Below are 20594 nucleotides of genomic sequence, written 5' to 3' on the forward strand. Positions count from 1 at the left end.
ACATAGAACGAGGTTTTTTGACTACTCTGGGATTTGTCCTGCCCTGTCTTGGAGGGATTTTTTGCTCCAAAATTTCCAGGATTAGTTTGGAGAAAAAAAGGAGCATCCCTTGACCACAACTTCGGAGTAGTTTTAAAGCTCGCACTCTCTCACCGATACGATAAGGACACATTAAGGCATCAACAATCAGATGAGTTCCCGCCTCTACTAACAATACCAAACGTACCTTCGGGAAAGCAGCCCTAGTTCCTTTTCTACTACCTGGATATCCAAACACCCTGGTATTAGCCGCGCTATCTGGTACATCCATCACTGTACCGTCTACTGCCATCACTCGCAGTCCTCCTAAAAATGCTCCCGGCGTTTGTGGTGTGCCTAATGGCCGGACTATTTTTTCAAATAGCTGACTCATTACCCGACATCCTAATCTCTGCCTCGCTTCGCTGATTGAAGAACTACTTGGTGCTTTCCAATACTGCCCTAATCGCGTCCACTCTCTACTTAACCCACTCACCAGATTTTTCAGTACATCTCCCAAGCAGCATCTGATGACCATAGATTCATCGCTATGACTAGACACACTACCAAACCAGATGGCAATTTCCGTGTTCGCTCTTCACCACTGTCTGTCTCTGATAGAGTTTCTCTAATCACTGATAGCGAAATGACTGTTTCTATCGCTTTAAATATTAACTAGGCGTATCTAATCTTGGCGTTATTAAGGAGAAATCTTTTAGCAGCACCAGTTTTTCCGAACACACTTGTAAGTGAACAATTATCACTTTACCTTGCTTTTGTTCTTAACCGAGAAGTATTGCGGCTACAGATGCCCTTGGGCAAATTGAGAAAAATCTATTGCAACTTATAGAACAGCTAGCTCAAAGTTAGTAGCTGCAAAAAAATTACTTTAATTGTATAGTTGCGATTGCACAGACTATCAACTCAGTTAAAACTACAGATAAAGTCGTAATCATGAGCGTTGAGGACAAACATTTAGATGTTCTACAGAATATAGAGTTTGCCATCATGCAAGTCTATCAAGAAAGACCGGATTTGATTGATGCTGAGGTAATGACAGCAATTGAATCATTAATCCGCGTTTATAGTGCCGAAGCTCAAGGTAGGTCAGGCGCATCACGTCCAATTAGAGGAATATCAGCCCAAGTCGCTACACAAGTAAAGGCGATTTGTGAATTACGCTTAGGGCGAACCTCCATTTCAGATGAAACTGACCAACCGCTTGACGAGCAGATGACACCCAAGACCGTGACAGAAATCGTAGACTGTCTCAAACGAATTCAATCGTCAATTAAACTGTGGACTAATAAAGGCGGACGACAAGGGTATCTCAACTTTATCAAGCAGTTTTTTCAATCTCAATGACGCACCCCCATCAGATTCTTAGAGGAAAAATGTACTAGTACAGCACAGCGTAAATAAGCAGACCATTCTAAACTAACGAAACGCTTACGCTGTATTCATTTTGAATTTTGAATTTTGAATTTTGAATTCCGCCTTGCGGTACTAGGGCGATCGCTCTTGAGGGTAGGCATCACACTTATTCAATCACCAGATAGAGTCAGAGAAGAAAAATTAATGGTAGTTTGAGTTATTGGAACGCTCATCTCAACCCCCGAAGTGAATAACTCAGTATTAATTGCCCTGACCCTCACCGGGTCTATAGTTCTATCACCAGTCAGCATTGCTGGTATCCAAGGTTCAACCCAAGCTATCAAAATGTCTTCATTTAACCTTAGTTCCCAAAAATGGCAAAACCGCGTGCTACTGGTGTTTGCACCGTCTGTTGATAATCGTGATTACCAACAACAGATGCAGTTATTTAACCAGCATCAAAACGGTTTTACAGAAAGGGATTTAGTTCTGGTTCAGGTTTTGGCAACAGATAAAAGCTATGCCAACGGACAGTTAATAGATGAATCTTCTGCTGTCAAGTTGCGCGATCGCTTTGGAGTTGACAAAGATAATTTTCGCGTTATTTTGATAGGCAAAGATGGGGGTGTTAAGCGCAGTGACACTACACCAGTTCCAGCCACAGCAATTTTTGAGCAAATTGACGCTATGCCCATGCGTCAACAAGAAATGCGCTCTTCGAGTTAGAAAGTAGCTATAAAATACAACCTAGTCAAACGCTGCATTATACCCAGGGCAAACCACCCGATAGATGAAGATTAGGGGAACTGATGATACTTTGAGATGAGCAAAAGCAGATAACAAAAAGTAGCTCCCAATGATTATTGTCCATCATCTCAACAACTCGCGCTCGCAGCGTGTGCTATGGCTACTTGAAGAATTAGGCATCGAATACGATATCAAGTTTTACGAACGTGACCAGAAGACGATGTTAGCACCAGCATCACTGCGCCAAGTCCATCCGCTCGGCAAGTCACCAGTGATTACAGATGCAGAAGTGACTGTTGCTGAGTCGGGTGCTATTATCGAATACATAGTAGAGCGTTACGGCAATGGTAAGTTAATCCCAAAATCCGGTACGCCAGAGCGTCTGCGCTACACCTATTGGCTGCATTACGCCGAAGGTTCGGCAATGCCACCTCTGGTAATGAACCTCATATTTAGCCGTTTTGGGGCAGGAGATAACAGGGCAAATGACGCATTTATCGCGCCCCAAATCAAGCTTCACTTTGATTACATAGAAGCTGAACTTGGTAAGAGTACGTGGTTTGTCGGCGAAGAGTTCACCGCCGCCGATATCCAAATGAGCTTTCCTCTGGAGTTGGTTGCCCTGCAAGCCGAACTTATCTCAAACCGACCAAAGATTCAGGAATTTATCGAACGCATCCATGCGCGACCTGCCTACAAACGCGCCCTTGAACGTGGAGGCAAATACGACTACGCCAACAGCATTTAATAATTCTCGTACAAGAGCGATCTGATCGCTTGTTTCCTGAAATTCAAATGCCTGTGGTGGTAATAACGCTATTCTCCATAATTTTGTGTATAGTACATAAATACTATATAAAGCTGACTCCATTACTTCTAAAACAGTATCGAGTATAATAGCTGCGCCGTTTGTTGAAAGTGATGTCCACCACGCCCCTACCAAGCCAGCAACAAGTTAACGCTACTCCCAAACATGAATCAATCATGGGAGTGGTAGAACGCTTGACCTATTATTCTCAAGAATCGGGTTATACCGTGGCGCGGTTACAACGCCCCAGTGCCAAAGAACTAACTACAATTACTGGTAGCTTTGCAGATATCCAGCCAGGACAAACGCTGCAATTAACTGGTTTTTGGCGGGAACATCCCCAGTATGGTTTGCAGTTTCAAGTGGTGAATTACAAAGAAACCAAACCTGCAACACTTACAGGAATAGAGAAGTATTTAGGTAGCGGTCTAATTAAAGGTGTGGGGCCTGTGACTGCTAAACGGATTGTTGCCCATTTTGGGATAGAGACTCTAGATATTATTGAAAACCAAATCGAGCGACTAATTGAAGTCAACGGCATCGCCAAAAAGCGGATTGCCATGATTCAAAAAGCCTGGAACGAGCAAAAAGCCATTAAAGAAGTGATGGTATTTCTGCAAAGTCATGGCGTTTCTACTACTTACGCAGTCAAGATTTATAAGCAATATGGTGATAAATCCATAGATACAGTCACCCACAACCCCTACCAGCTAGCAGATGATATCTACGGTATAGGGTTTTTGACTGCCGATAAAATAGCTCGTAATTTGGGAGTTCCCGCAGATTCCCAGTTTCGTTACTGTGCTGGGATGACCCATGTATTGAGTGCCGCCGCAGAAGATGGACATTGCTACCTGCCACAAAGCGAACTGATTGACGAAGTAATCAAACTGCTGACAACTGATACTCATCAACCAACAGAAGATGCCATCACTGTGACTATCAAAGATATGGCCTTGAAAGATGAGCTAATTAGAGAACGGGATGCTGATAAAACGCTCAATTGCTACAAACCTACTTACTTCTACACCGAACAAAACCTAGCCCAATTGGTACGAGTTCGCCTCACCTACCCCATCAGTGCTGATGTTCCTCGTGTCCGGGCTTGGTTAGAGCGTTTTAGCAGTAGCCGCCAAGTTGCGCTATCAATAGAACAGCAACAAGCAGTAGAGAAGGCTGCTTACTCTCGATTTACCGTGATTACAGGTGGCCCTGGTGTCGGCAAAACCTTTACCACTCACACCATAGTTTCCTTGTGGAAAGCAATGGGTAAATCAATAGCCCTGGCTGCACCAACGGGGAGGGCTGCACAACGTTTAGGTGAGATGACCGGACTAGAAGCTAAAACCATTCACCGCCTTTTGGAATTTGACCCCAAGACACGCAGTTTTAAAAGAGATCGCACCAACCCCTTACCCCAGAGTGCCATTATTGTAGATGAAGCCAGTATGCTTGACTTGTTTCTGGCATACTCCCTTGTTGAAGCAGTGGCAGACAATGCCCAACTATTGTTAGTGGGAGATATTGACCAATTGCCATCGGTAGGTGCGGGTAACGTGCTGGCTGATTTAATTAAGTCGGGAAAAGTGCCTGTAGTGCGCCTCACCCAAGTATTTCGCCAAGCTGCTACTAGCAAAATTATTACTGCATCCCATCAAATTAACCGGGGGCAATATCCCCATATTGAACCAATTTCTAATACACCCCAATCTGATTGTCTGTGGCATGGTGGAGGATTTGAGCCAGAACATGGAGTGCAGGCAATTAGTGAGTTGATTAGTGATTTTATTCCTAAACTTGGTTTTAATCCTGCTACTGATGTACAAGTGCTTTGCCCCATGTCACGGGGATTAGTCGGTACGCGCAATCTTAATAATGTACTGCAACAATTGATTAATCCACCTAGTTCTGAAAAAGTTGAAGTCACCAGGGGAGGGACTATTTTTAGAGTAGGCGATCGCATTATTCAATTAACCAATGACTATCAAAGGGAAGTTTTCAACGGTGATGTAGGATTTATTACCAAAATAGATACTGAGGAACAGGAAGTAATCGTCCAGTATCAAGAACGGGATGTTACGTATGATTATGCTGACATGAATGAACTGGCTTTAGCCTGGAGCGTGAGTATCCATAAGTCACAAGGGTCAGAATACCCAGTAGTGATTTTGCCTTTGTACACCCAACATTACATGATGTTGACTCGGAATTTACTTTATACAGGGTTAACCCGTGCTAAGAAATTGGCGATTATTATTGGCAGTCAGAAGGCAATAAGTATGTGCGTTCGTTCTACAAAGTCGCAGGAACGGTATACCCGATTGCAAGAGAGGTTACAAGCAGCGATGAGCGTAGCCCTACCAAAATAAGCACATGAGATGTGTTCGAGCTTTTGAGAAAAAATTCTTGATTTTTTGAGAGGTTATCTCTAAAGAAATATAAAGGGAGAAACATAAATAGATATTCTCATCTGAAGATATATGAAGAAGTGAAGTGCTATCCCTTAGATCCATAGGAAAAACCATTGTTGGCAAACAGCCTCTTATGAAAATATCTTTGCTTAAATCGAAGATAAAATTTCTTTTTTCTCATGTTGGTTGCTAACTTTTATCATTTTGTGAAAGAAAAACATTAATATGCTGAATAAATTATCACTCGCTGCTGTTGGTTCTTTAATCATCGCTTTGGGAATGGGAGAAACTGCACTAAGCGCACAATTTACTAGTAGCGTTGTTGCTAGTGGACTAGACAATCCTCGTGGTCTGGCTTTTGGACTGGATGGCGCACTTTATGTTACAGAGTCCGGTGTTGGTGGAACAGGAGCATCCGTTGTCTTAGGTGATGGGCAAACAGCACAATACGGTTCTAGTGGTGCAATTACTAAAATTCAAAACGGGCAACAAACGCGCATAATTACAGGATTACCATCTTTAGCACCATCTAATGGAGGAGGAGGTATTGGCCCAAGTAGCATAGCATTTGATAGCAGTGGCAAGGCTTATGTAATTACAGGTTTAGGTGCTAATCCAGACCCTAGCTACTTTAATCCTTTGATATTTCCCGACTTTGGCAAACTCTTGCAAGTTGACTTTAATACCAACTCTTGGACAACTGTGGCTGATCTGGGAGCTTTTGAGGCTGCTAACAATCCTGATGGCAGCGATTTAAATAGCAACCCTTATGGGCTATTAATCCAGAATGATATAGCTTATGTCACAGATGCAGGAGGTAATGATTTACTCCAAGTCAATACAGATGGCAGTAATCTGAATGTACGGGCTGTGTTTCCTAGCAGTTTAGGAACGAACCCATTTACAGGTCAGACCATTCCTGTGCAGTCAGTACCTACAGCGATCGCTTCCTCTGGTAGCGGTGAATTATTTGTTGGCCAACTAACCGGATTTCCTTTTACTCCAGGTACAGCTAACGTCTATAAAATTTCCTCTGGTCTGCCTCCCGAAATCTATGCAGGTGGTTTTACAGGGATCACTGGTTTAGCTGTTGACCCTCAAGGCAGTTTGTACGTTTTACAATTTGCTAGTCAAGAACTCTTGAGTGGTAATGGTGCTTTAATTAAAATTGATCCTGATGGTACTCGTACTACCATCGCCAGTGATGGGCTAATTGCCCCTACAGGCCTTGCCATTGGAACTGATGGTAGTATCTATGTGTCAAACAAAGGTGCTTTGCCAGGACAAGGCGAAGTGTTAAAGTTTGTTGCTAAACCTGTACCAGACAATAGCTCCGCAACGTTAGGACTGATAGCTTTAGGTACTATTTCTGCTGTATCTCAAATCAAAAAAAATAAATTTAACTAGCGATCGCCTCCCATAAAATACAAGCGAACGCGAGTAGCGTCTCGCAGAGTTACATCTATTCCCGAACCATCCTTGATATTAGGACTTCTAGCTCTTGGTATCTGGGGGAATGCCACAGCGCTTTCAGGCAAAATAAAACACAAATTAACTCACAAATGAGTCTACATAGTGCAGTGCTGGAAGCGTTCGCTGGGCAGAACGCCATTGCACCCCAGAAAATATAAGCGAGGAAAAACCAAAAAAAAGCGATCGCGAGGAATTATCCTCTACCGTCCGAGTGCGATCGCCCGATGGCGCAATATGGCCTCTGTCATATCCACTTCCAGAGTACATAGAAGGAGTCACCCGTAACCAACCAGCAGGCAAAGTATTATCAGGACGAAAGTTATTTTGGCGTTCAGCATCGCCAAGCCATGACTTATTTAACTGCCAAGCCACCCAGTTGGCAGTTCCCTTACTGTTGTTGTAAGAGAGCGCATATTGATTTTTTACCATCAGGTAATTATCAGGCGTAAGCTTTGTTGGTGTTGCACCACTGGGATTTCCCAGCAGCAAATGCACGCTGATTGATGGGGAAAGTTCAGTTGATGGTGGCACTTGGGACTGGGCTGGCGAACAACCGACAATCAACGCCACCAACGCCGCTACACCCCAGATTCGACAAAATCCCATAAATTGACGCACTCTTAGAGATTTATTTCACTTCAGCATTTCTGATTGTATTTCCTGACGTTCACTCAGCTAGGCTTCAAATTGTCAAGTCTCCTGCCCCACGCCCTGGTGTTCCCTTTTCATCTACAATCAGTTCATTGCTATCAAATTTGATATCAAATGACTGACCACAAAACCCCACCAAGCGAAATGATTCGTGTCCCTACTGCCCTAATTCCAGCAGTAAAAGAACTATCCAAGTTGCACCGTCAAGGGCATACAATAGCCTTGCTGCAAGCCTTAGAGGAATTGTTCACCCAGCTTGATAGCAAAATTGATAGCGATATTGCCCCTAGCAGTAAATCGATTTTGCAGCTAGAAAAGAAACTAGAAACCAAGCTCGACGCAATTACCAAGAAGCTGGAACTCATGGAGAGGGCTATTACTTCTGGGAGATACAGCAGCAACAACAACAGACCTCGCAGGCAAACCTACTCGCACCAACAACCCCAAGTTGAACTGCTACCCAGAACAAATGAAAGTTTAGCCCAAAGACTCGGTGTTACTCCCCAAAGTCTCATTGCTGACAGGGAAAAACTCACCACCAAAGAATTTCTCAGCTATACGCTCCACCGCGACCCCATGAATACGGGATGGGAATGGAACGCTAAAACCGAACTCTACCATCCAGTGAAATAACTTCAAGCGTTCGCCAGCAATCAAATCACGCTCCCCTTCTCTACGAGACGCTCCGCGAACGGGTGAGACGTGAGGCTGCTTGCTGTTTCAGCTAAGTACCGACAACTGAAGACTGCTATTGAGATGTTTCTCCTTCAACCAAAGGGGGCTTTTTTTTCGGAATCGGTTTTGGTGGAGGATTGCGGCGTTCGGCATTGCCGCCAACATTATCCTTTTTAGATGGTCGCAGCCCGTTGGGTTTATTCTTTTTGGCAGATTGCTGGACAGTGGCTTTATCTTGTTTGGAAGCTTTCAGGAAACGGGGTGCGGTTTCTTGTGGTGGTGCTAGTAGGGCTACAAAACCCCAGACATCACGCCCTGGTAGAAATTTCGCTTTGAGGGTGACAAATACTGCGTGTCCTTGTTCTTGTTTCGGGACTTTGGGATTAAATCGGAAGGGTCTAACTGGTGCATCCTTCCACAGCAAGGGTAGATGACTGGACTTCATGAATTTTACCTTCTGGGCTGGTTCAGCCTGCTTAATATATTCCAGTCTTTCAGAACTGAAGTTGCGGAACACAGAGATGCAGGGAGTTTGACAGACGGGAATAAACTGCCACAGTCCTGAGAACTTAAACTCTAGGTCTTCTAAATCTTCTGAGACTACCTCTTGGAATCGCCCTCTGTCAAAACCTACTAGCTGAAAAGCGATGCGATGCAGTTGCTCTTTTTTCGGGAAATGAATTGCCTTTGGATAAACTACTAAACGTTGAGTACGGTTGCCAGTAGTTTCTATTTCTTTCTTAAGAGCTTGAAATACTCTCTGTTTTCGCCCAATGTAGAAAAGTGGGTATTGATTTCGACCAATCGTAACAGTGCTGCTGCCTTCTGAATTTAGGTTTACCTCCCCAGTGATTACCCCAACAGCTTGAAATATCGCCCCTGAAGCTTCAATGTCATCTATTTGTGATGAGGTATTTACTTGCTCATCATCCGTTGGGATTTCCAGTAGGGGGTCTATTTCTACCTCAGTTGTAGAAAGTTCTTTTGACTGGAGTTGAGCTACGTCCGGTTGGGTAAACAGAGTCTTTTCATACAACTCAGTATCAGTAGACTCCAAAGGCTTAGGTTCGTCAGATGGCATGATGATTGTCAAAGTATGCGAATCGCGGTCTGATTCAATCTTAATTCTCTACAATTATGACCCCTGCCTTCCTTTTTGGTGAACTACTAGGCTTCAGGCATGAAAAAGTCATTCCAGAAAAATCAGGGCTTTCATTTGCAAACTTTTAGCTGTAGCGCATCCCAACTAGATCGACATAGCCACCTTTCCCTTGGTAAAGGCTAAGTATTAAAAATAGCAAGCCGAAAATATCAGTTTTCGGTATCAATTTAGTATAAGTAAAAAAGTAAGAAATGGAATTTAATTAGTCGCTAAACCGTTTTAATGATAAGGTTTGGGGTAGGTAATGCTACGCAAGCTTGTTGCTCGGTAATGGCTTAGTTTACCTGAAGCCCATTTGTTAACTGTCTTTTTACGTTATCTACTTTGCACAAAGATGGGGTAGTTTTTTTCGATATTAAAATGTAGCAAATGTAATTAAAACAAGAGTTAATCTGATTGAGCGACTTTACTCAGTCCAATCCCTGCCGTCAAATCTCGTAGTAGTCCACCATAGAGATTATGACAGGTGTGATTATTCTTTGCATTCCCTACTCTCTATGCTCTTACGTCAGTTACACCTGTCATAATTTGCGTGGCAAAGTAGTAAGCGATACATATGAAGTTAAAATGAAGCAATTAAGCTGTTATATGAAGGTTATTAAAATATTTGCTTAACTGTCTTAAATATCTTAACTGTCATTGCATTCTCATGAAAATTTTGAAATATTAAAAGCAACGCTGAGATACACTTCATGCGTTTTTTACTAAAGCATTTGTCAAGCTAGACGCTTTAAGCCAGCGACTATATGTGCTGCTGCAATAGTATTCACCCCAGGACTGATGTCTTGAGGCGAACACTGTTGTGCCGAGTTGTCTTTAGCGTTAGCAAAACCCACACTCATTCATTTTCAAACTCTAGTAATTTCAAAGGTTTATAATAATGACAACCACAATATCTACTGCAAGACCCTACTATTACCCTACCGCAGGAACATATTATTACCTCATTGCTAAACACAGTGGTAAAGCATTAGCTGTGGATGGAAACAAGACCGAAGATGGAGCAAATGTCCTGCAATGGAATAACCAAAAAGCCGATCACTTCAAATGGAAATTAGAAGATGCAGGTGAAGGCTATTTCTATCTCATTGCCAAACACAGTGGCAAAGCATTAGCTGTGGATGGAGCAAGGACTGAGGATAGTGCAAATGTTGTGCAATGGACTAACCAAAGAGCCGATCACTTCAAATGGAAATTTGAGGCTGCTACACTACCTACTGTAGGAACAGACTACTACCTCATTGCCAAACACAGTAGTAAAGCATTAGCTGTGGATGGAAAGAAAACTGAGGATGGAGCAAATGTCCTGCAATGGACTAATCAACAAGTCGATCACTTCAAATGGAAATTAGAAGATGCAGGTGAAGGCTATTTCTATCTCATTGCCAAACACAGTAGTAAAGCATTAGCTGTGGATGGAAAGAAAACTGAGGATGGAGCAAATGTTCTGCAATGGACTAATCAACAAGCCGATCACTTCAAATGGAAATTAGAAGATGCAGGTGAAGGCTATTTCTATCTCATTGCCAAACACAGTAGTAAAGCATTAGCTGTGGATGGAAAGAAGACTGTGGATGGAGCAAATGTCCTGCAATGGACTAATCAACAAGCCGATCACTTCAAATGGAAATTTGAGGCTGTGTAGTTAAGCATTTTGCTCTTGTTTTAAATAAGGGGTTCTTGTAGCAATCATACAGAAACTTTGCCTAACACAGAACTTGGCTGGTATCTTTTGATAAACTACAACCCCGATTCTTTCGTTAAAAGGTTATTTGACTTTACCTAAAAGGATATAAACTAGGCAATGTTTAACGGTTGCTAGAAGGATCGCTGTATCTGCTTTTTGACATTAGGGTAAGTTCTTGCACAGATGCTACTCAAACGCCAACTATTCCAGAAAAAAGTGAAAAAAGGCGACATGGAATTAAACAAACTAAAAATATAAATATTTGATGAAATATTCATTAACTGTCTAAACTGTCTTAAGTTTCCTTGCATATTGAGAAAAATTTTGAAATATTAACAAGTGGAAAGTGCGCTGAGGTAGTTCTTAAGAAACTTCCAATATTCAAACTTGTCAATTTATTTTTTCCATCACAATTATTGTATTGAGGAATTAAAAACATGGCTGACGAATTTGAAGAATTACGGCAATTGAGATTTCAAAAGCCAGTCAATTATTACACCTATTGGGGCTTAGAGGCAGACTTTTCAAGACGTGGACTTATTAGCCCAGAGACACAGCAACTATTGCTTGAAAAGGGAGAATATTTCGGAAGTTTGAAACAAGATGAACTTCCACCAGTAAATAATGATTATACCTGGGCGCAAATTGAACAAGAAAACAAGGATTGGTGGCCAAGCCATTGTGCAGCTTTGAGAAGTGGAGGTGAGAGAGGAAACAATATTTTAAGTGCTGAATATCATAAAAATTTGGTTTATTTATGCCAAGATGGCCCCTTTGTTGGTACGGAAGATCAAAAAGACCGAGAAAGACATTGGGGGGCTTTGCTTTCACTGCCTGGAGTGACAGTGTGCTGGCCAATTGTCTATTTTTGGCGTGAATTTGTTCAGTTTGAATGGAACTGTGTAGACGATCAGTCAAATGAAATTATTTCCAAAGGATTTGCTACCTGGACACGCAGGGGACATCGGGGCGGTTGCTACTTCAAGAGCGAACAATTTACCTTTTACCGCGATGTATATGCCCCGCCAGAACTATTACCACAATAGTCACTTCTGCAAGCAAGTAAGGCACTTGCAAGGAATAAAATGCCCAGCCGTATAAAGAATATAGTCGTTAGATAACTGGACTGTTGTGCCTTCGCCCTTCAGGGGCGAAGGCGACGGCTGGGCATTTTATTTTTTGGAACACCCTTATTTTGATTAGATTGGATGAATTTGAGAGCCAAAACAATTACGTATTTTTATGTAAATTAGATAACAGAAAAAGTCAGATAGAAAACAGGCTTCAGATAAACTGAGCCACGACCTCGCAAGGAAGTTGCACGGTCGCTGCTGGAAGAGGGCGCTCGCGTGGGGGCATAAATGAAGCCATTTGAGTTTGAGGCTTTGATTACACGTTCTGGCTCTAACGTGGAATACTGGCAACACTTACCAATAGCATGGGCTTTTGTTTAACTTTAATATTATGGTCCCGGACTGATATACTGAAGTAACATTTGTGTCACTGGATGATCGGAGAGTTCCGCCTTCCTGTTTGCTTGTATCACCTCTAATAAAAACATGATGATATTTTGCCAAGCAGTTTGGAAACTGGGATGTCCTTGTCCTAATTGATCTTCAATCATTGTTAATGCTTGTATGTACAATGGTTCTGCCTGCCTGTAGTATCCGTTGACGCGATAGAATTCTGCAAAATTATTCATGGTTGCTGCTACGCCAGGATGCTTGTCACCTAACTGCTGTTGGATGACTTCTAGCGATCGCACAAGCAAGGATTGGGTTAATGGATGGTTGGAAAGTTCCGTGACTTTAGGCAACTGTAATGTGTTTACTAAAAAGACAAAGAAATCTGAATAAATACTTTGAAAATAGGGATGTTCTTGTCCCAATCTATCTTCTATAAATGTTAATGTTTCTACATATACCAGTTCTGCACTTCTATAATTTCCTTGAACACGGTAAAGCCTGGCGAGATTGTCAAGAGTGACTATTATCGCTGTATCAGACTTACCTAACTGCTGTTGATAAATTTTTAATGCTTGCCGATATAGTGGTTCTGCTTCGCTATATCGTTGTTGCATATAAATGAGATATGCAAGGTCATTGAATTTTTTTGCCACAAACGGATGGGAATCGCCCAATTGCTGTCGAGAAATTTCTAGCGATAGCCGACACAACGGTTCTGCGTCAGTGTAGCGATTTTGTGAATAATAAAAATCCGTAAGATTATTGAGGATTGTTGTTGTATCTGGATGGGAGTCTCCCAACTGCTGTTGTGAGATGCTTAACGCTTTTTGATATAGCGGTTCTGCCTGACTGTAGTTGCTGTGATGGCAATAAAATTTAGCAACGTTATTTAGGCAACTGGCTATACCTGTATTATTTTCACCCAGATCCTGTCGCAGAGTTTCTAGTGCTTGTGGCAGCATCGCTTGGGTTCTTGAATGATTAGAGAGTTCTGTGATTCTGCCACACTTTATAGCTCGCATCACTAACACAATGAAATATTGGCTGATATTTTGGGTATCAGGATGAGCATAACCTAAGCTACTCTCAAAAATCGTTAAACACTCTAAATACAGCGATTCTGCCTCACTATAACGGTCTTGTAATGTATAGACTCTTGCCAGAGTGCTAAGGCTGTCTGCTGTTTCTGGGTGAGTATTTCCTAATTGTTGTCTGTAGATTTCTACCGCTCGCAAAGACAATGCTTCTGCCTCAGTGTAGCGCTCTTGGTCAATATAGAGGTTTGCTAGTGTATAGAGACTCCTTGCCATAGCCGGATGGTCATTTCCTAATTGCTGCTGACGGATTTCTAGCGATTGTAAACCCAATGCTTCTGCTTCACTATATCGCTGTTGCGAAGTGTAGAGTAGTGCGAGATTATTGAGACTTTGTGCTATGTATGGATGGTTATTCCCTAATTGCTGCTTGCGGATCTCTAGCGATCGCAAACCCAATGGTTCTGCTTCACTATAACGTCCTTGCAAAAGGTAGAGTTCCGCAAGATTGTGCAAAGTGATGGCTAAAATTTGGGTATCTTCTGACTGATTTTGTGAATACGCCAGTGATTTTTGATACAACTGCTCTGCTTCAGAGTAGCGTCCTTGTCTATAGTAAAGGAATGCAAGATTGTTAAAATTATATCCTAAGTCTGGGTGAGATTCTCCTAAATGCTGTTGACGGATTCTCAGCGATTTCTGATACAGCGTTTCTGCCTCACTATAGCGTCCTTGCTCTCGGTATATTATCCCAAGATTGTTGAGGATATCAGCTACATACAAATGAGATTCCCCAAAACGGACTTTTGCAATTTTTAGACAACGTTCTGTCCATTGCACAGCTTCTGTAAAAGCAGTCTGTCCCTTATAAAAGCAAGTAGTGCCTCTGAAAAGCCGAATAAACTCTTCATTACTAAGCAAAGGTTCTAGAGTGATTATTGCCTTTTGAACATGAGGAATTACAGATGCCATTTGCTCAATCACAGAAAGAGTTGGTTCCCTGGGGATTTGCTCTGCAACTGCTGCCATTCCCCAGCAAAGCGATCGCTTCATCTCCTGTTCTTTGGACATCTGCTGTTGTTTTGCTCCAAAGAATTCTCTGAGAAGTTGATGCAATTGATAGTAACCCTCTCCTGTGCGTTGCAGTAAATGGGGATTAATCAGCATCTCATCCCGAATATCTTCCAACTCTTCGTTATCTTGCCCCTGCACATCTTCCATGAACCACTTTGGGCGTTGGTCAATGCGAAAGGTATGCAAATCTAATTCATACACCTGCCAACAAAGTTGCGCTAACCACCACGGAATTTCTGCTAAGGCAAACAAACTCAAAAATCCAGCTAATTCCTGCGCCTCTTGTGTCAAATCCTGCCAACTCAACTCAAACGCAGTTGCTACCCCTAATGATGCAGTCATACCCGGTTCTGCATCTTTCAGAGCTTTCGCATCTAACCGCTTTTCCTCCAAGCGTTTCAGCAGCTTGTCTATCGATACATCTGGTTTCCGCGCCAGATATCGCCCCACCAACTCTAACCCTAGTGGCAAATAGTTTTTCTCCTCTGCATAAGAGCTTTTTCAATTCTGCTAGCTTAGAGAAACCAACCTGCACTAATGTAAATTATGCGTTCAAATGTCGATTCTCAGAAAATTGCACAATTGATGAAACTTTTAGGTAGAGAAGCCCGTGGCTCTGGTTGCATTTACTTTACAGGTGGTGCGAGTGCTTTACTCGTGGGATGGCGTAGTTCTACTGTGGATATCGATATCCGTTTAGACCCTGAACCTCCAGGTATCTTCCAAGCGATCGCTAAACTTAAACAACAGTTGGACATCAATATAGAACTAGCTTCCCCGCAGGATTTTTTACCTCCCCTTCCTGGATGGCGTAACAGAAGCATTTTCATTGGACGAGAAGGAGCAGTATCATTTTATCATTACGACTTCACATCGCAAGGCATTTCTAAGCTATCTAGGGGATATAACCGCGATATTGATGATGTTCGAGCTATGTATGAGCAGAAATTATTTTCTTTAGAGGAATTACGTGATTGCTTTAGAGCAATCGAACCTGAATTGATCCGATTTCCTGCCCTAAATCCCGATATTTTGAAAAGCAGGATCGAACAATTTATCGAGTCCTGTGAAAGTACACCAGGGAGTGATCAATCATGGAGCTAAATGAATTGCCTGGATCTGAGTTAATCTTACCCGGACTGGAAGATATTCTCCACGGTAAAAATAATACCATCGGAGCGCTATTAATCGCGATCGCATCTATACGCTTAACCAAAGCAGGTTTAGATATCCCAAATCAACCTCTAGCATCAGAGCCAGAACTGGCTTTGTATGCTCATCTTCAGCAAGAACACGATGATGCTTATTCTTACTATAATGCTTTGTTAAATAGTCTCAACAGCTTTTGTTCTGCCCTCGAACTCAAGTCCAGATATCAATGAAAAAGATGGATTTAAGAGGTTTTTTTGATTTTTCACAACCAAATATATGATAATCATTTTCATGCAGAAGTCTATGAAAATAATTTGTAATTAAATGAATCTTTTATTGCGATTTTTTCTAAAAAAACTGCTTTATCTTTTCCTATTGCTATTGACAGTGGCAATTATCACCTTTGTGTTGATGGATTTATCTCCCATTGACCCCAGGGCAAACGCATCTAAATATAGTACATAAATACTAAGAGAAAGATCAAGGCAGTGATGCCTACGGCGGGCTTTCCTGCGGAACGCTGCGCGAACGCCTACTTAACTTCCCTAAGTTACATGAATATGGGGTTTTCTCATGAATCATTTAGGATTGCTATAATTGATTTATTTTGTTTATAATTTGTCAAGTTTTGCACTTATATAGATGACTTTGAAATCCTTATTAGTTTTTGTTAGGAAATAAGGTGCGTTTCCCCTGAGGGATGCTGCTGATGTGGGATAGAGGGCTACATTCTTACCGAATGGTTCATGCCACCTTCAATCAAGGATGTCACTATTTAGGGCGAGTGCCAAAGAACGTTAAATTCCCGGTAAACAAGGTTTTGGACGATGGTTCATATCTCTCCTGGATTGCTCCAGACCGCAAATCCAAGCACAAAGGTAGGTCAAGGATTCAGGTACGGGTTATAGAATACACTATCGACTCAGAGAATGGACAACAAACTTATCGTTTAATTACCAGTTTGATGGATATTGCTTTATTTCCTGCATTGTTGTTAGCCACAGAGTATCATCAAAGTCGGGAAATCGAAAATACTATTGATGAGTTAAAAACTCATCTTAATGGGCGCACAACTCCAATTCGCTCTCTCAAACCCCGTGAAGTTGTTCAAGAAATCTACGGGTGGCTTTTAAGCCATTATGCAGTTCGCACTTTAATGTTTCAAGCCGCGACTGCTGCTTCCATATCTCCATTACGCTTAGGTTTTACTGGTACTCTCAAAGTCATTCGTCGGGCTATTTCTGATTTCCAAGATGCGAACAGTGAGCAACTACCCTTTTTTTCTCCAAACTAATCCTGGAAATTTTGGAGCAAAAAATCCCTCCAAGACAGGGCAGGACAAATCCCAGAGTAGTCAAAAAACCTCGTTCTAAGTTTCCATCTAGAAAACCAATCCACTCAGGAGCGGGTACTAAACGTCAACCACTCACTTTTTTTATTCTTAATACTGCTTAATCCTGAACCGATAAGTATTGAGTCCCCAATCCCCATCCCACTCCTTGTTCTTTCAGGTGTAATTCGTTATACCCTTAAAAAGAACCGACATAATCACGTTATGGATGATAACCATAGCTATACTGCTTTGAATTATTTCAGTAAAGCCGCGCAAGCGGGGGAATTTTTAGTTACCGCCGAGGTAGCACCACCAAAAGGGGGAAATCCCACTCACATGATGGAAATGGCGGCGACTCTTAAGGGGAGAGTTCATGCTGTCAATATTACCGATGGTAGCCGTGCGGTGTTGCGGATGTCTTCATTGGTAGCATCGGCGATTTTGTTGCAACAGGGTATTGAACCAATTTGTCAGATGGCTTGCCGCGATCGCAACCGTATTGCACTACAAGCCGACCTCATGGGCGCTCACGCCTTGGGTATTCGTAATATTTTAGCTTTGACTGGTGACCCAGTAAAAGCAGGCGATCATCCCGAAGCCAAAGCCGTCTTTGATTTAGAAGCAGTGCGACTATTGCAACTAATACGAAAAATGAATCAAGGTGTTGATTGCAACGATAAACCCTTGACCGATGGCGCAACCGATTTATTTGTCGGTGCAGCCGTAGACCCGCAGTGTGCAAGTTGGTCTGGTTTACAAAGTCGCTTTGAGCGCAAAATTGAAGCGGGAGCGCAATTTTTTCAAAGTCAATTAATCACTGATTTTGAAAGACTAGAAAAGTTCATGGATAAGCTAGCTTCTGGCTATAACAAGCCAATTTTGGCAGGAATTTTTCTGTTGAAATCAGCAAAAAATGCCCAATTTATTAATAGGTGCGTTCCGGGTGTAAATATACCTGAACACATTATTGATAGATTAGCCAAAGCCAAAGACCCATTAGAAGAGGGTGTAAAAATTGCTGCCGAGCAAGTACAGATAGCACGGCAATTGTGTCATGGTGTCCACATGATGGCTGTGAAGCGGGAAGATTTGATTCCGCAAATTTTAGATTTAGCTGGAGTTGCACCAGTTAATCAGGTGTTAGCGAAGTAGTTTCAAAAATCTTTCATATTTTTATTATAGCAGTTGTTTTATTGCAGCTGCTTTATTGTTTCTTAAGTGTAGAGAATGTTGCAACTGTAATGACATATATGACATACACCTATGAATGTTAGAAAGTAGTAAGATCGAAGTAACTTATCTAAATCATAATGTTCAGTATGATTTTGAAAATAATAAAGATTACAAATTAATAATCAAATACCCCTTAACTCCAAGAAGTAGCCATTATGACACATATCAATGATCTCAATCCAGAATATTTTAAAAAAGAGATGGAAGCCAAAGAGCCAGATATTCTAGAAGAAGATAATGAAATAGAAGAGTTATTTATTGATGAAGGGAATATTGTATCAGAAGAAGAAGTTAATGAACCCTTTGAAGCAACTGAAATTAGAGTTGAAACAAGACAGAAAACCATTAATTATTTATTAAGCAAAATTATAAATAATAAACTTGAATTATATCCTGAATTTCAACGCAAATCAGTTTGGAATGAAGTTGCTAAAAGTAGGCTTATTGAATCGATTTTACTTCGTATTCCCCTACCAGCATTTTATATTGATGCAACCAATGAAAATAACTGGTTAGTAATAGATGGTGTACAAAGGTTAACTAGTTTAAAGGAGTTTGTAATCGATAAAAAACTGAGGCTAACTGGATTAGAGTCATTTACTGAGTTTAACGGAAAAATATATGATGAAATACCTCGTAATTACCAACGTCGTATAGAAGAAACCCCTCTCACAGTTATTTTTATTGAACCAGGCACAGCCAATAATTTTAAGCAAGTTATATTTGAGCGTATTAATACTGGTGGTTCATCCTTATCAATACAGGAAATTCGTCATGCTTTAAATCAAGGTAAAGCAACAAAGTTATTAGAAAATTTAGCTGTATCGTCTGAATTTAAAATCGCTACTGACAATGGTATAAAGCCAGATAGAATGGCTGATCGTGAATGTATACTTAGAGTATTAGTTTTCATGATAAATGATCAAGAAATTTTCAAAAAAAGCAAAAGCTTTAAAAGAATATTAGATAAGTCTATGTCATATATAAATTCTATGTCTGTTGAGGAAATAAATTTAATAGAAAAGCAATTTTTAAATTTAATGAAATTAGCATATGACATCTTTGGCAAAGATGCTTTTCGGAAAATGAAAGTAGGAACAAAGCGATATCCCATTAACAAAGCTTTATTTGAAAGCTGGTGTGTTAATTTATTTAAACTTAGTGATCAAGAAATTAAAATTATTAAAGAAAAAAAAGAAAATATTAAACATAGAATGATTGATTTGACTAACGAGGGTAAATTTGATACTCCTATATATAGAAGTACAGGAAACATTAAGACTGTATTACATAGATTGGATGAAATTGCAGCAATTATCAAGGCAGAATTGTCATGATATATTCACTACATTTGAAAAACTTTAAACCTTTTGAAGACCAGCTAATAGAGTTTAGGCAACTAACTCTATTATCAGGTTTAAATGGCATGGGTAAGTCTTCAGCCTTACAATCATTGCTGTTATTACGTCAGTCATATCAACAAAGACTTTTACAAAGAAAACGTTTGGCTCTAAATGGAGATTTAGTAAGTATTGGGACTGCTAAAGATGCTTTATTTGAGGGAGCGAAAGAGGAATTAATCGGTATTAAACTGATAGTAGAATATCGAGAGAAAATGACATGGGAATGGAATTTTAGATATGACCAGAAAGCAGATGTTTTACGTACTGATATTGCTCCCATAACCCAGGAAATACATGATTTTAGCCTTTTTGGAAATTATTTTCACTATTTGCAAGCAGAAAGGCTTGGCCCTCGTAATGTTTTTGAAATGTCAGATTATTCAGTAAGCCAAAATTTTCAAATTGGTACTAGAGGTGAATATGCGGAACATTTCTTATACGTTTTTGGTGATCAAAAAATAAATACTATTGGGCTTGAGCAGAAATTTTCACAAAATATTCCTAAAAATTTGGAACGCTTTAAACAAAATGAACCAAATAAATTAAGTCATCCAAAAGAAAAATCTTTATTACTGAAAAATCAAGTAAAGGCATGGATGGGAGAAATAAGTCCTGGCACAAGAATTCATATCGACCCGATTGAAGGTGTTGATTTAATGAGTTTGCGATACTCATTTGAAATGGGCAAAGAGGTGAGTAGCAGATATCGTAATACTAATGTTGGCTTTGGAATTACTTATACTTTGCCAGTTATAGTAGCTGCACTTGCATCTATTCCAGGTTCATTAGACCTATCTTTAAAATAAATTTTATAGGAAAATAAACAGAGGAGCTAGAAAAGCGAGTATTAATAATGACAAGCCCCTTAAAAAGAATAGAATCATACCCAGAGG

The 20594-nt window shown here is 40.9% G+C and carries 18 protein-coding genes and 2 pseudogenes; 14 read left to right on the plus strand and 6 right to left on the minus strand.

The genetic code is table 11. The annotated features are described in order from the left end of the window. Positions 1-85: 85 nt before the first annotated feature. Positions 86-651 (minus strand): annotated as a pseudogene (locus tag H6G14_RS23650) (transposase domain-containing protein); the annotation flags it as partial. 321 nt (positions 652-972) lie between these two features. Here H6G14_RS23650 and H6G14_RS23660 point away from each other — a divergent pair. From H6G14_RS23660 to H6G14_RS23680, 5 genes are all read left to right on the plus strand, one after another. Continuing rightward, positions 973-1383 carry a hypothetical protein gene (locus H6G14_RS23660; protein WP_190570201.1) on the plus strand — a complete coding sequence of 137 codons (411 nt, stop codon included), beginning with the start codon at positions 973-975 and terminating at the stop codon, positions 1381-1383. A gap of 255 nt (positions 1384-1638) precedes the next feature. Then, positions 1639-2118: a DUF4174 domain-containing protein gene (locus H6G14_RS23665; protein ID WP_190570203.1), complete on the plus strand. Its 480-nt coding sequence runs from the start codon at positions 1639-1641 to the stop codon at positions 2116-2118. Between the two features lie 130 nt (positions 2119-2248). Then, positions 2249-2887 (plus strand): glutathione S-transferase family protein, encoded by a 639-nt coding sequence (locus H6G14_RS23670; RefSeq protein WP_190570205.1) that lies wholly within the window; start codon positions 2249-2251, stop codon positions 2885-2887. 173 nt (positions 2888-3060) lie between these two features. Continuing rightward, entirely contained in the window at positions 3061-5316 is a 2256-nt protein-coding gene (gene recD2, locus H6G14_RS23675; RefSeq protein WP_190570207.1) for an SF1B family DNA helicase RecD2, read from the plus strand. 267 nt (positions 5317-5583) lie between these two features. Further along, on the plus strand, positions 5584-6765 hold the full coding sequence (locus tag H6G14_RS23680; RefSeq protein ID WP_242053519.1) for a ScyD/ScyE family protein: 1182 nt from the start codon (positions 5584-5586) through the stop codon (positions 6763-6765). On the opposite strand, the gene H6G14_RS34075 is transcribed toward H6G14_RS23680, so the two are convergent. After that, the gene (locus H6G14_RS34075) at positions 6762-6896 is read right to left on the minus strand and encodes a hypothetical protein (RefSeq protein WP_277884326.1); all 135 of its coding nucleotides are present in this window, start codon (positions 6894-6896) and stop codon (positions 6762-6764) included. The two genes, H6G14_RS23680 and H6G14_RS34075, sit on opposite strands and share 4 nt — an antisense overlap. Before the next feature lie 13 nt (positions 6897-6909). Beyond that, complete coding sequence (locus tag H6G14_RS23685) at positions 6910-7437, minus strand: DNA/RNA non-specific endonuclease (RefSeq protein ID WP_422394109.1); 528 nt, start codon at positions 7435-7437, stop codon at positions 6910-6912. A 159-nt stretch (positions 7438-7596) separates the two neighbouring features. Between H6G14_RS23685 and H6G14_RS23690 the strand changes: the two genes are divergently transcribed. Beyond that, the gene (locus tag H6G14_RS23690; protein ID WP_190570209.1) at positions 7597-8115 is read left to right on the plus strand and encodes a hypothetical protein; all 519 of its coding nucleotides are present in this window, start codon (positions 7597-7599) and stop codon (positions 8113-8115) included. 115 nt (positions 8116-8230) lie between these two features. Here the strand turns inward: H6G14_RS23690 and H6G14_RS23695 are convergent, their stop codons facing one another. Both H6G14_RS23695 and H6G14_RS34080 read right to left on the minus strand, forming a co-directional pair. After that, positions 8231-9238, minus strand: a complete 1008-nt coding sequence (locus tag H6G14_RS23695) for a hypothetical protein (RefSeq protein WP_190570211.1) — start codon at positions 9236-9238, stop codon at positions 8231-8233. A 797-nt stretch (positions 9239-10035) separates the two neighbouring features. Next, on the minus strand, positions 10036-10161 hold the full coding sequence (locus H6G14_RS34080) for a hypothetical protein (RefSeq protein WP_277884327.1): 126 nt from the start codon (positions 10159-10161) through the stop codon (positions 10036-10038). Positions 10162-10199: 38 nt separating this feature from the next. Between H6G14_RS34080 and H6G14_RS23700 the strand changes: the two genes are divergently transcribed. Both H6G14_RS23700 and H6G14_RS23705 read left to right on the plus strand, forming a co-directional pair. After that, positions 10200-10964, plus strand: coding sequence for an RICIN domain-containing protein (locus H6G14_RS23700; protein WP_190570215.1), 765 nt, complete (start codon positions 10200-10202; stop codon positions 10962-10964). A 479-nt stretch (positions 10965-11443) separates the two neighbouring features. Continuing rightward, on the plus strand, positions 11444-12052 hold the full coding sequence (locus H6G14_RS23705; protein WP_190570217.1) for a hypothetical protein: 609 nt from the start codon (positions 11444-11446) through the stop codon (positions 12050-12052). 416 nt (positions 12053-12468) lie between these two features. Here the strand turns inward: H6G14_RS23705 and H6G14_RS23710 are convergent, their stop codons facing one another. Continuing rightward, on the minus strand, positions 12469-15051 hold the full coding sequence (locus tag H6G14_RS23710) for a tetratricopeptide repeat protein (RefSeq protein WP_190570219.1): 2583 nt from the start codon (positions 15049-15051) through the stop codon (positions 12469-12471). Between the two features lie 75 nt (positions 15052-15126). Here H6G14_RS23710 and H6G14_RS23715 point away from each other — a divergent pair, with 75 nt between their 5' ends. The 6 genes and pseudogenes from H6G14_RS23715 (at position 15127) to H6G14_RS23740 (ending at position 20507) form a co-directional block, all read left to right on the plus strand. Then, positions 15127-15684 carry a DUF6036 family nucleotidyltransferase gene (locus H6G14_RS23715; protein ID WP_190570220.1) on the plus strand — a complete coding sequence of 186 codons (558 nt, stop codon included), beginning with the start codon at positions 15127-15129 and terminating at the stop codon, positions 15682-15684. Next, the gene (locus H6G14_RS23720; RefSeq protein ID WP_190570222.1) at positions 15675-15962 is read left to right on the plus strand and encodes a hypothetical protein; all 288 of its coding nucleotides are present in this window, start codon (positions 15675-15677) and stop codon (positions 15960-15962) included. Before H6G14_RS23715 ends, H6G14_RS23720 begins: the two co-directional genes overlap by 10 nt. Positions 15963-16429: 467 nt before the next feature. Next, a pseudogene (locus H6G14_RS23725) lies at positions 16430-17026 on the plus strand (transposase); the annotation flags it as partial. Between the two features lie 261 nt (positions 17027-17287). Beyond that, the gene (locus H6G14_RS23730) at positions 17288-18217 is read left to right on the plus strand and encodes a methylenetetrahydrofolate reductase (RefSeq protein WP_190570224.1); all 930 of its coding nucleotides are present in this window, start codon (positions 17288-17290) and stop codon (positions 18215-18217) included. Positions 18218-18453: 236 nt separating this feature from the next. Further along, on the plus strand, positions 18454-19635 hold the full coding sequence (locus H6G14_RS23735; RefSeq protein WP_190570226.1) for a DUF262 domain-containing protein: 1182 nt from the start codon (positions 18454-18456) through the stop codon (positions 19633-19635). After that, the gene (locus H6G14_RS23740; protein ID WP_190570228.1) at positions 19632-20507 is read left to right on the plus strand and encodes an AAA family ATPase; all 876 of its coding nucleotides are present in this window, start codon (positions 19632-19634) and stop codon (positions 20505-20507) included. Before H6G14_RS23735 ends, H6G14_RS23740 begins: the two co-directional genes overlap by 4 nt. The last annotated feature ends 87 nt before the right edge of the window (positions 20508-20594 follow it).

Source organism: Nostoc parmelioides FACHB-3921 (assembly GCF_014696625.1).
GTDB classification, from domain to species: domain Bacteria; phylum Cyanobacteriota; class Cyanobacteriia; order Cyanobacteriales; family Nostocaceae; genus Trichormus; species Trichormus parmelioides.

Coding starts and splice junctions, on each gene's coding strand:
- H6G14_RS23660 (WP_190570201.1), top strand. CDS start 973: ATGAGCGTTGAGGACAAACATTTAGATGTTCTACAGAATATAGAGTTT.
- H6G14_RS23670 (WP_190570205.1), top strand. CDS start 2,249: ATGATTATTGTCCATCATCTCAACAACTCGCGCTCGCAGCGTGTGCTA.
- recD2 (WP_190570207.1), top strand. CDS start 3,061: ATGTCCACCACGCCCCTACCAAGCCAGCAACAAGTTAACGCTACTCCC.
- H6G14_RS23680 (WP_242053519.1), top strand. CDS start 5,584: ATGCTGAATAAATTATCACTCGCTGCTGTTGGTTCTTTAATCATCGCT.
- H6G14_RS23685 (WP_422394109.1), bottom strand. CDS start 7,437: ATGGGATTTTGTCGAATCTGGGGTGTAGCGGCGTTGGTGGCGTTGATT.
- H6G14_RS23690 (WP_190570209.1), top strand. CDS start 7,597: ATGACTGACCACAAAACCCCACCAAGCGAAATGATTCGTGTCCCTACT.
- H6G14_RS23695 (WP_190570211.1), bottom strand. CDS start 9,238: ATGCCATCTGACGAACCTAAGCCTTTGGAGTCTACTGATACTGAGTTG.
- H6G14_RS34080 (WP_277884327.1), bottom strand. CDS start 10,161: ATGAGTGTGGGTTTTGCTAACGCTAAAGACAACTCGGCACAACAGTGT.
- H6G14_RS23700 (WP_190570215.1), top strand. CDS start 10,200: ATGACAACCACAATATCTACTGCAAGACCCTACTATTACCCTACCGCA.
- H6G14_RS23705 (WP_190570217.1), top strand. CDS start 11,444: ATGGCTGACGAATTTGAAGAATTACGGCAATTGAGATTTCAAAAGCCA.
- H6G14_RS23715 (WP_190570220.1), top strand. CDS start 15,127: ATGCGTTCAAATGTCGATTCTCAGAAAATTGCACAATTGATGAAACTT.
- H6G14_RS23720 (WP_190570222.1), top strand. CDS start 15,675: ATGGAGCTAAATGAATTGCCTGGATCTGAGTTAATCTTACCCGGACTG.
- H6G14_RS23730 (WP_190570224.1), top strand. CDS start 17,288: ATGGATGATAACCATAGCTATACTGCTTTGAATTATTTCAGTAAAGCC.
- H6G14_RS23735 (WP_190570226.1), top strand. CDS start 18,454: ATGACACATATCAATGATCTCAATCCAGAATATTTTAAAAAAGAGATG.
- H6G14_RS23740 (WP_190570228.1), top strand. CDS start 19,632: ATGATATATTCACTACATTTGAAAAACTTTAAACCTTTTGAAGACCAG.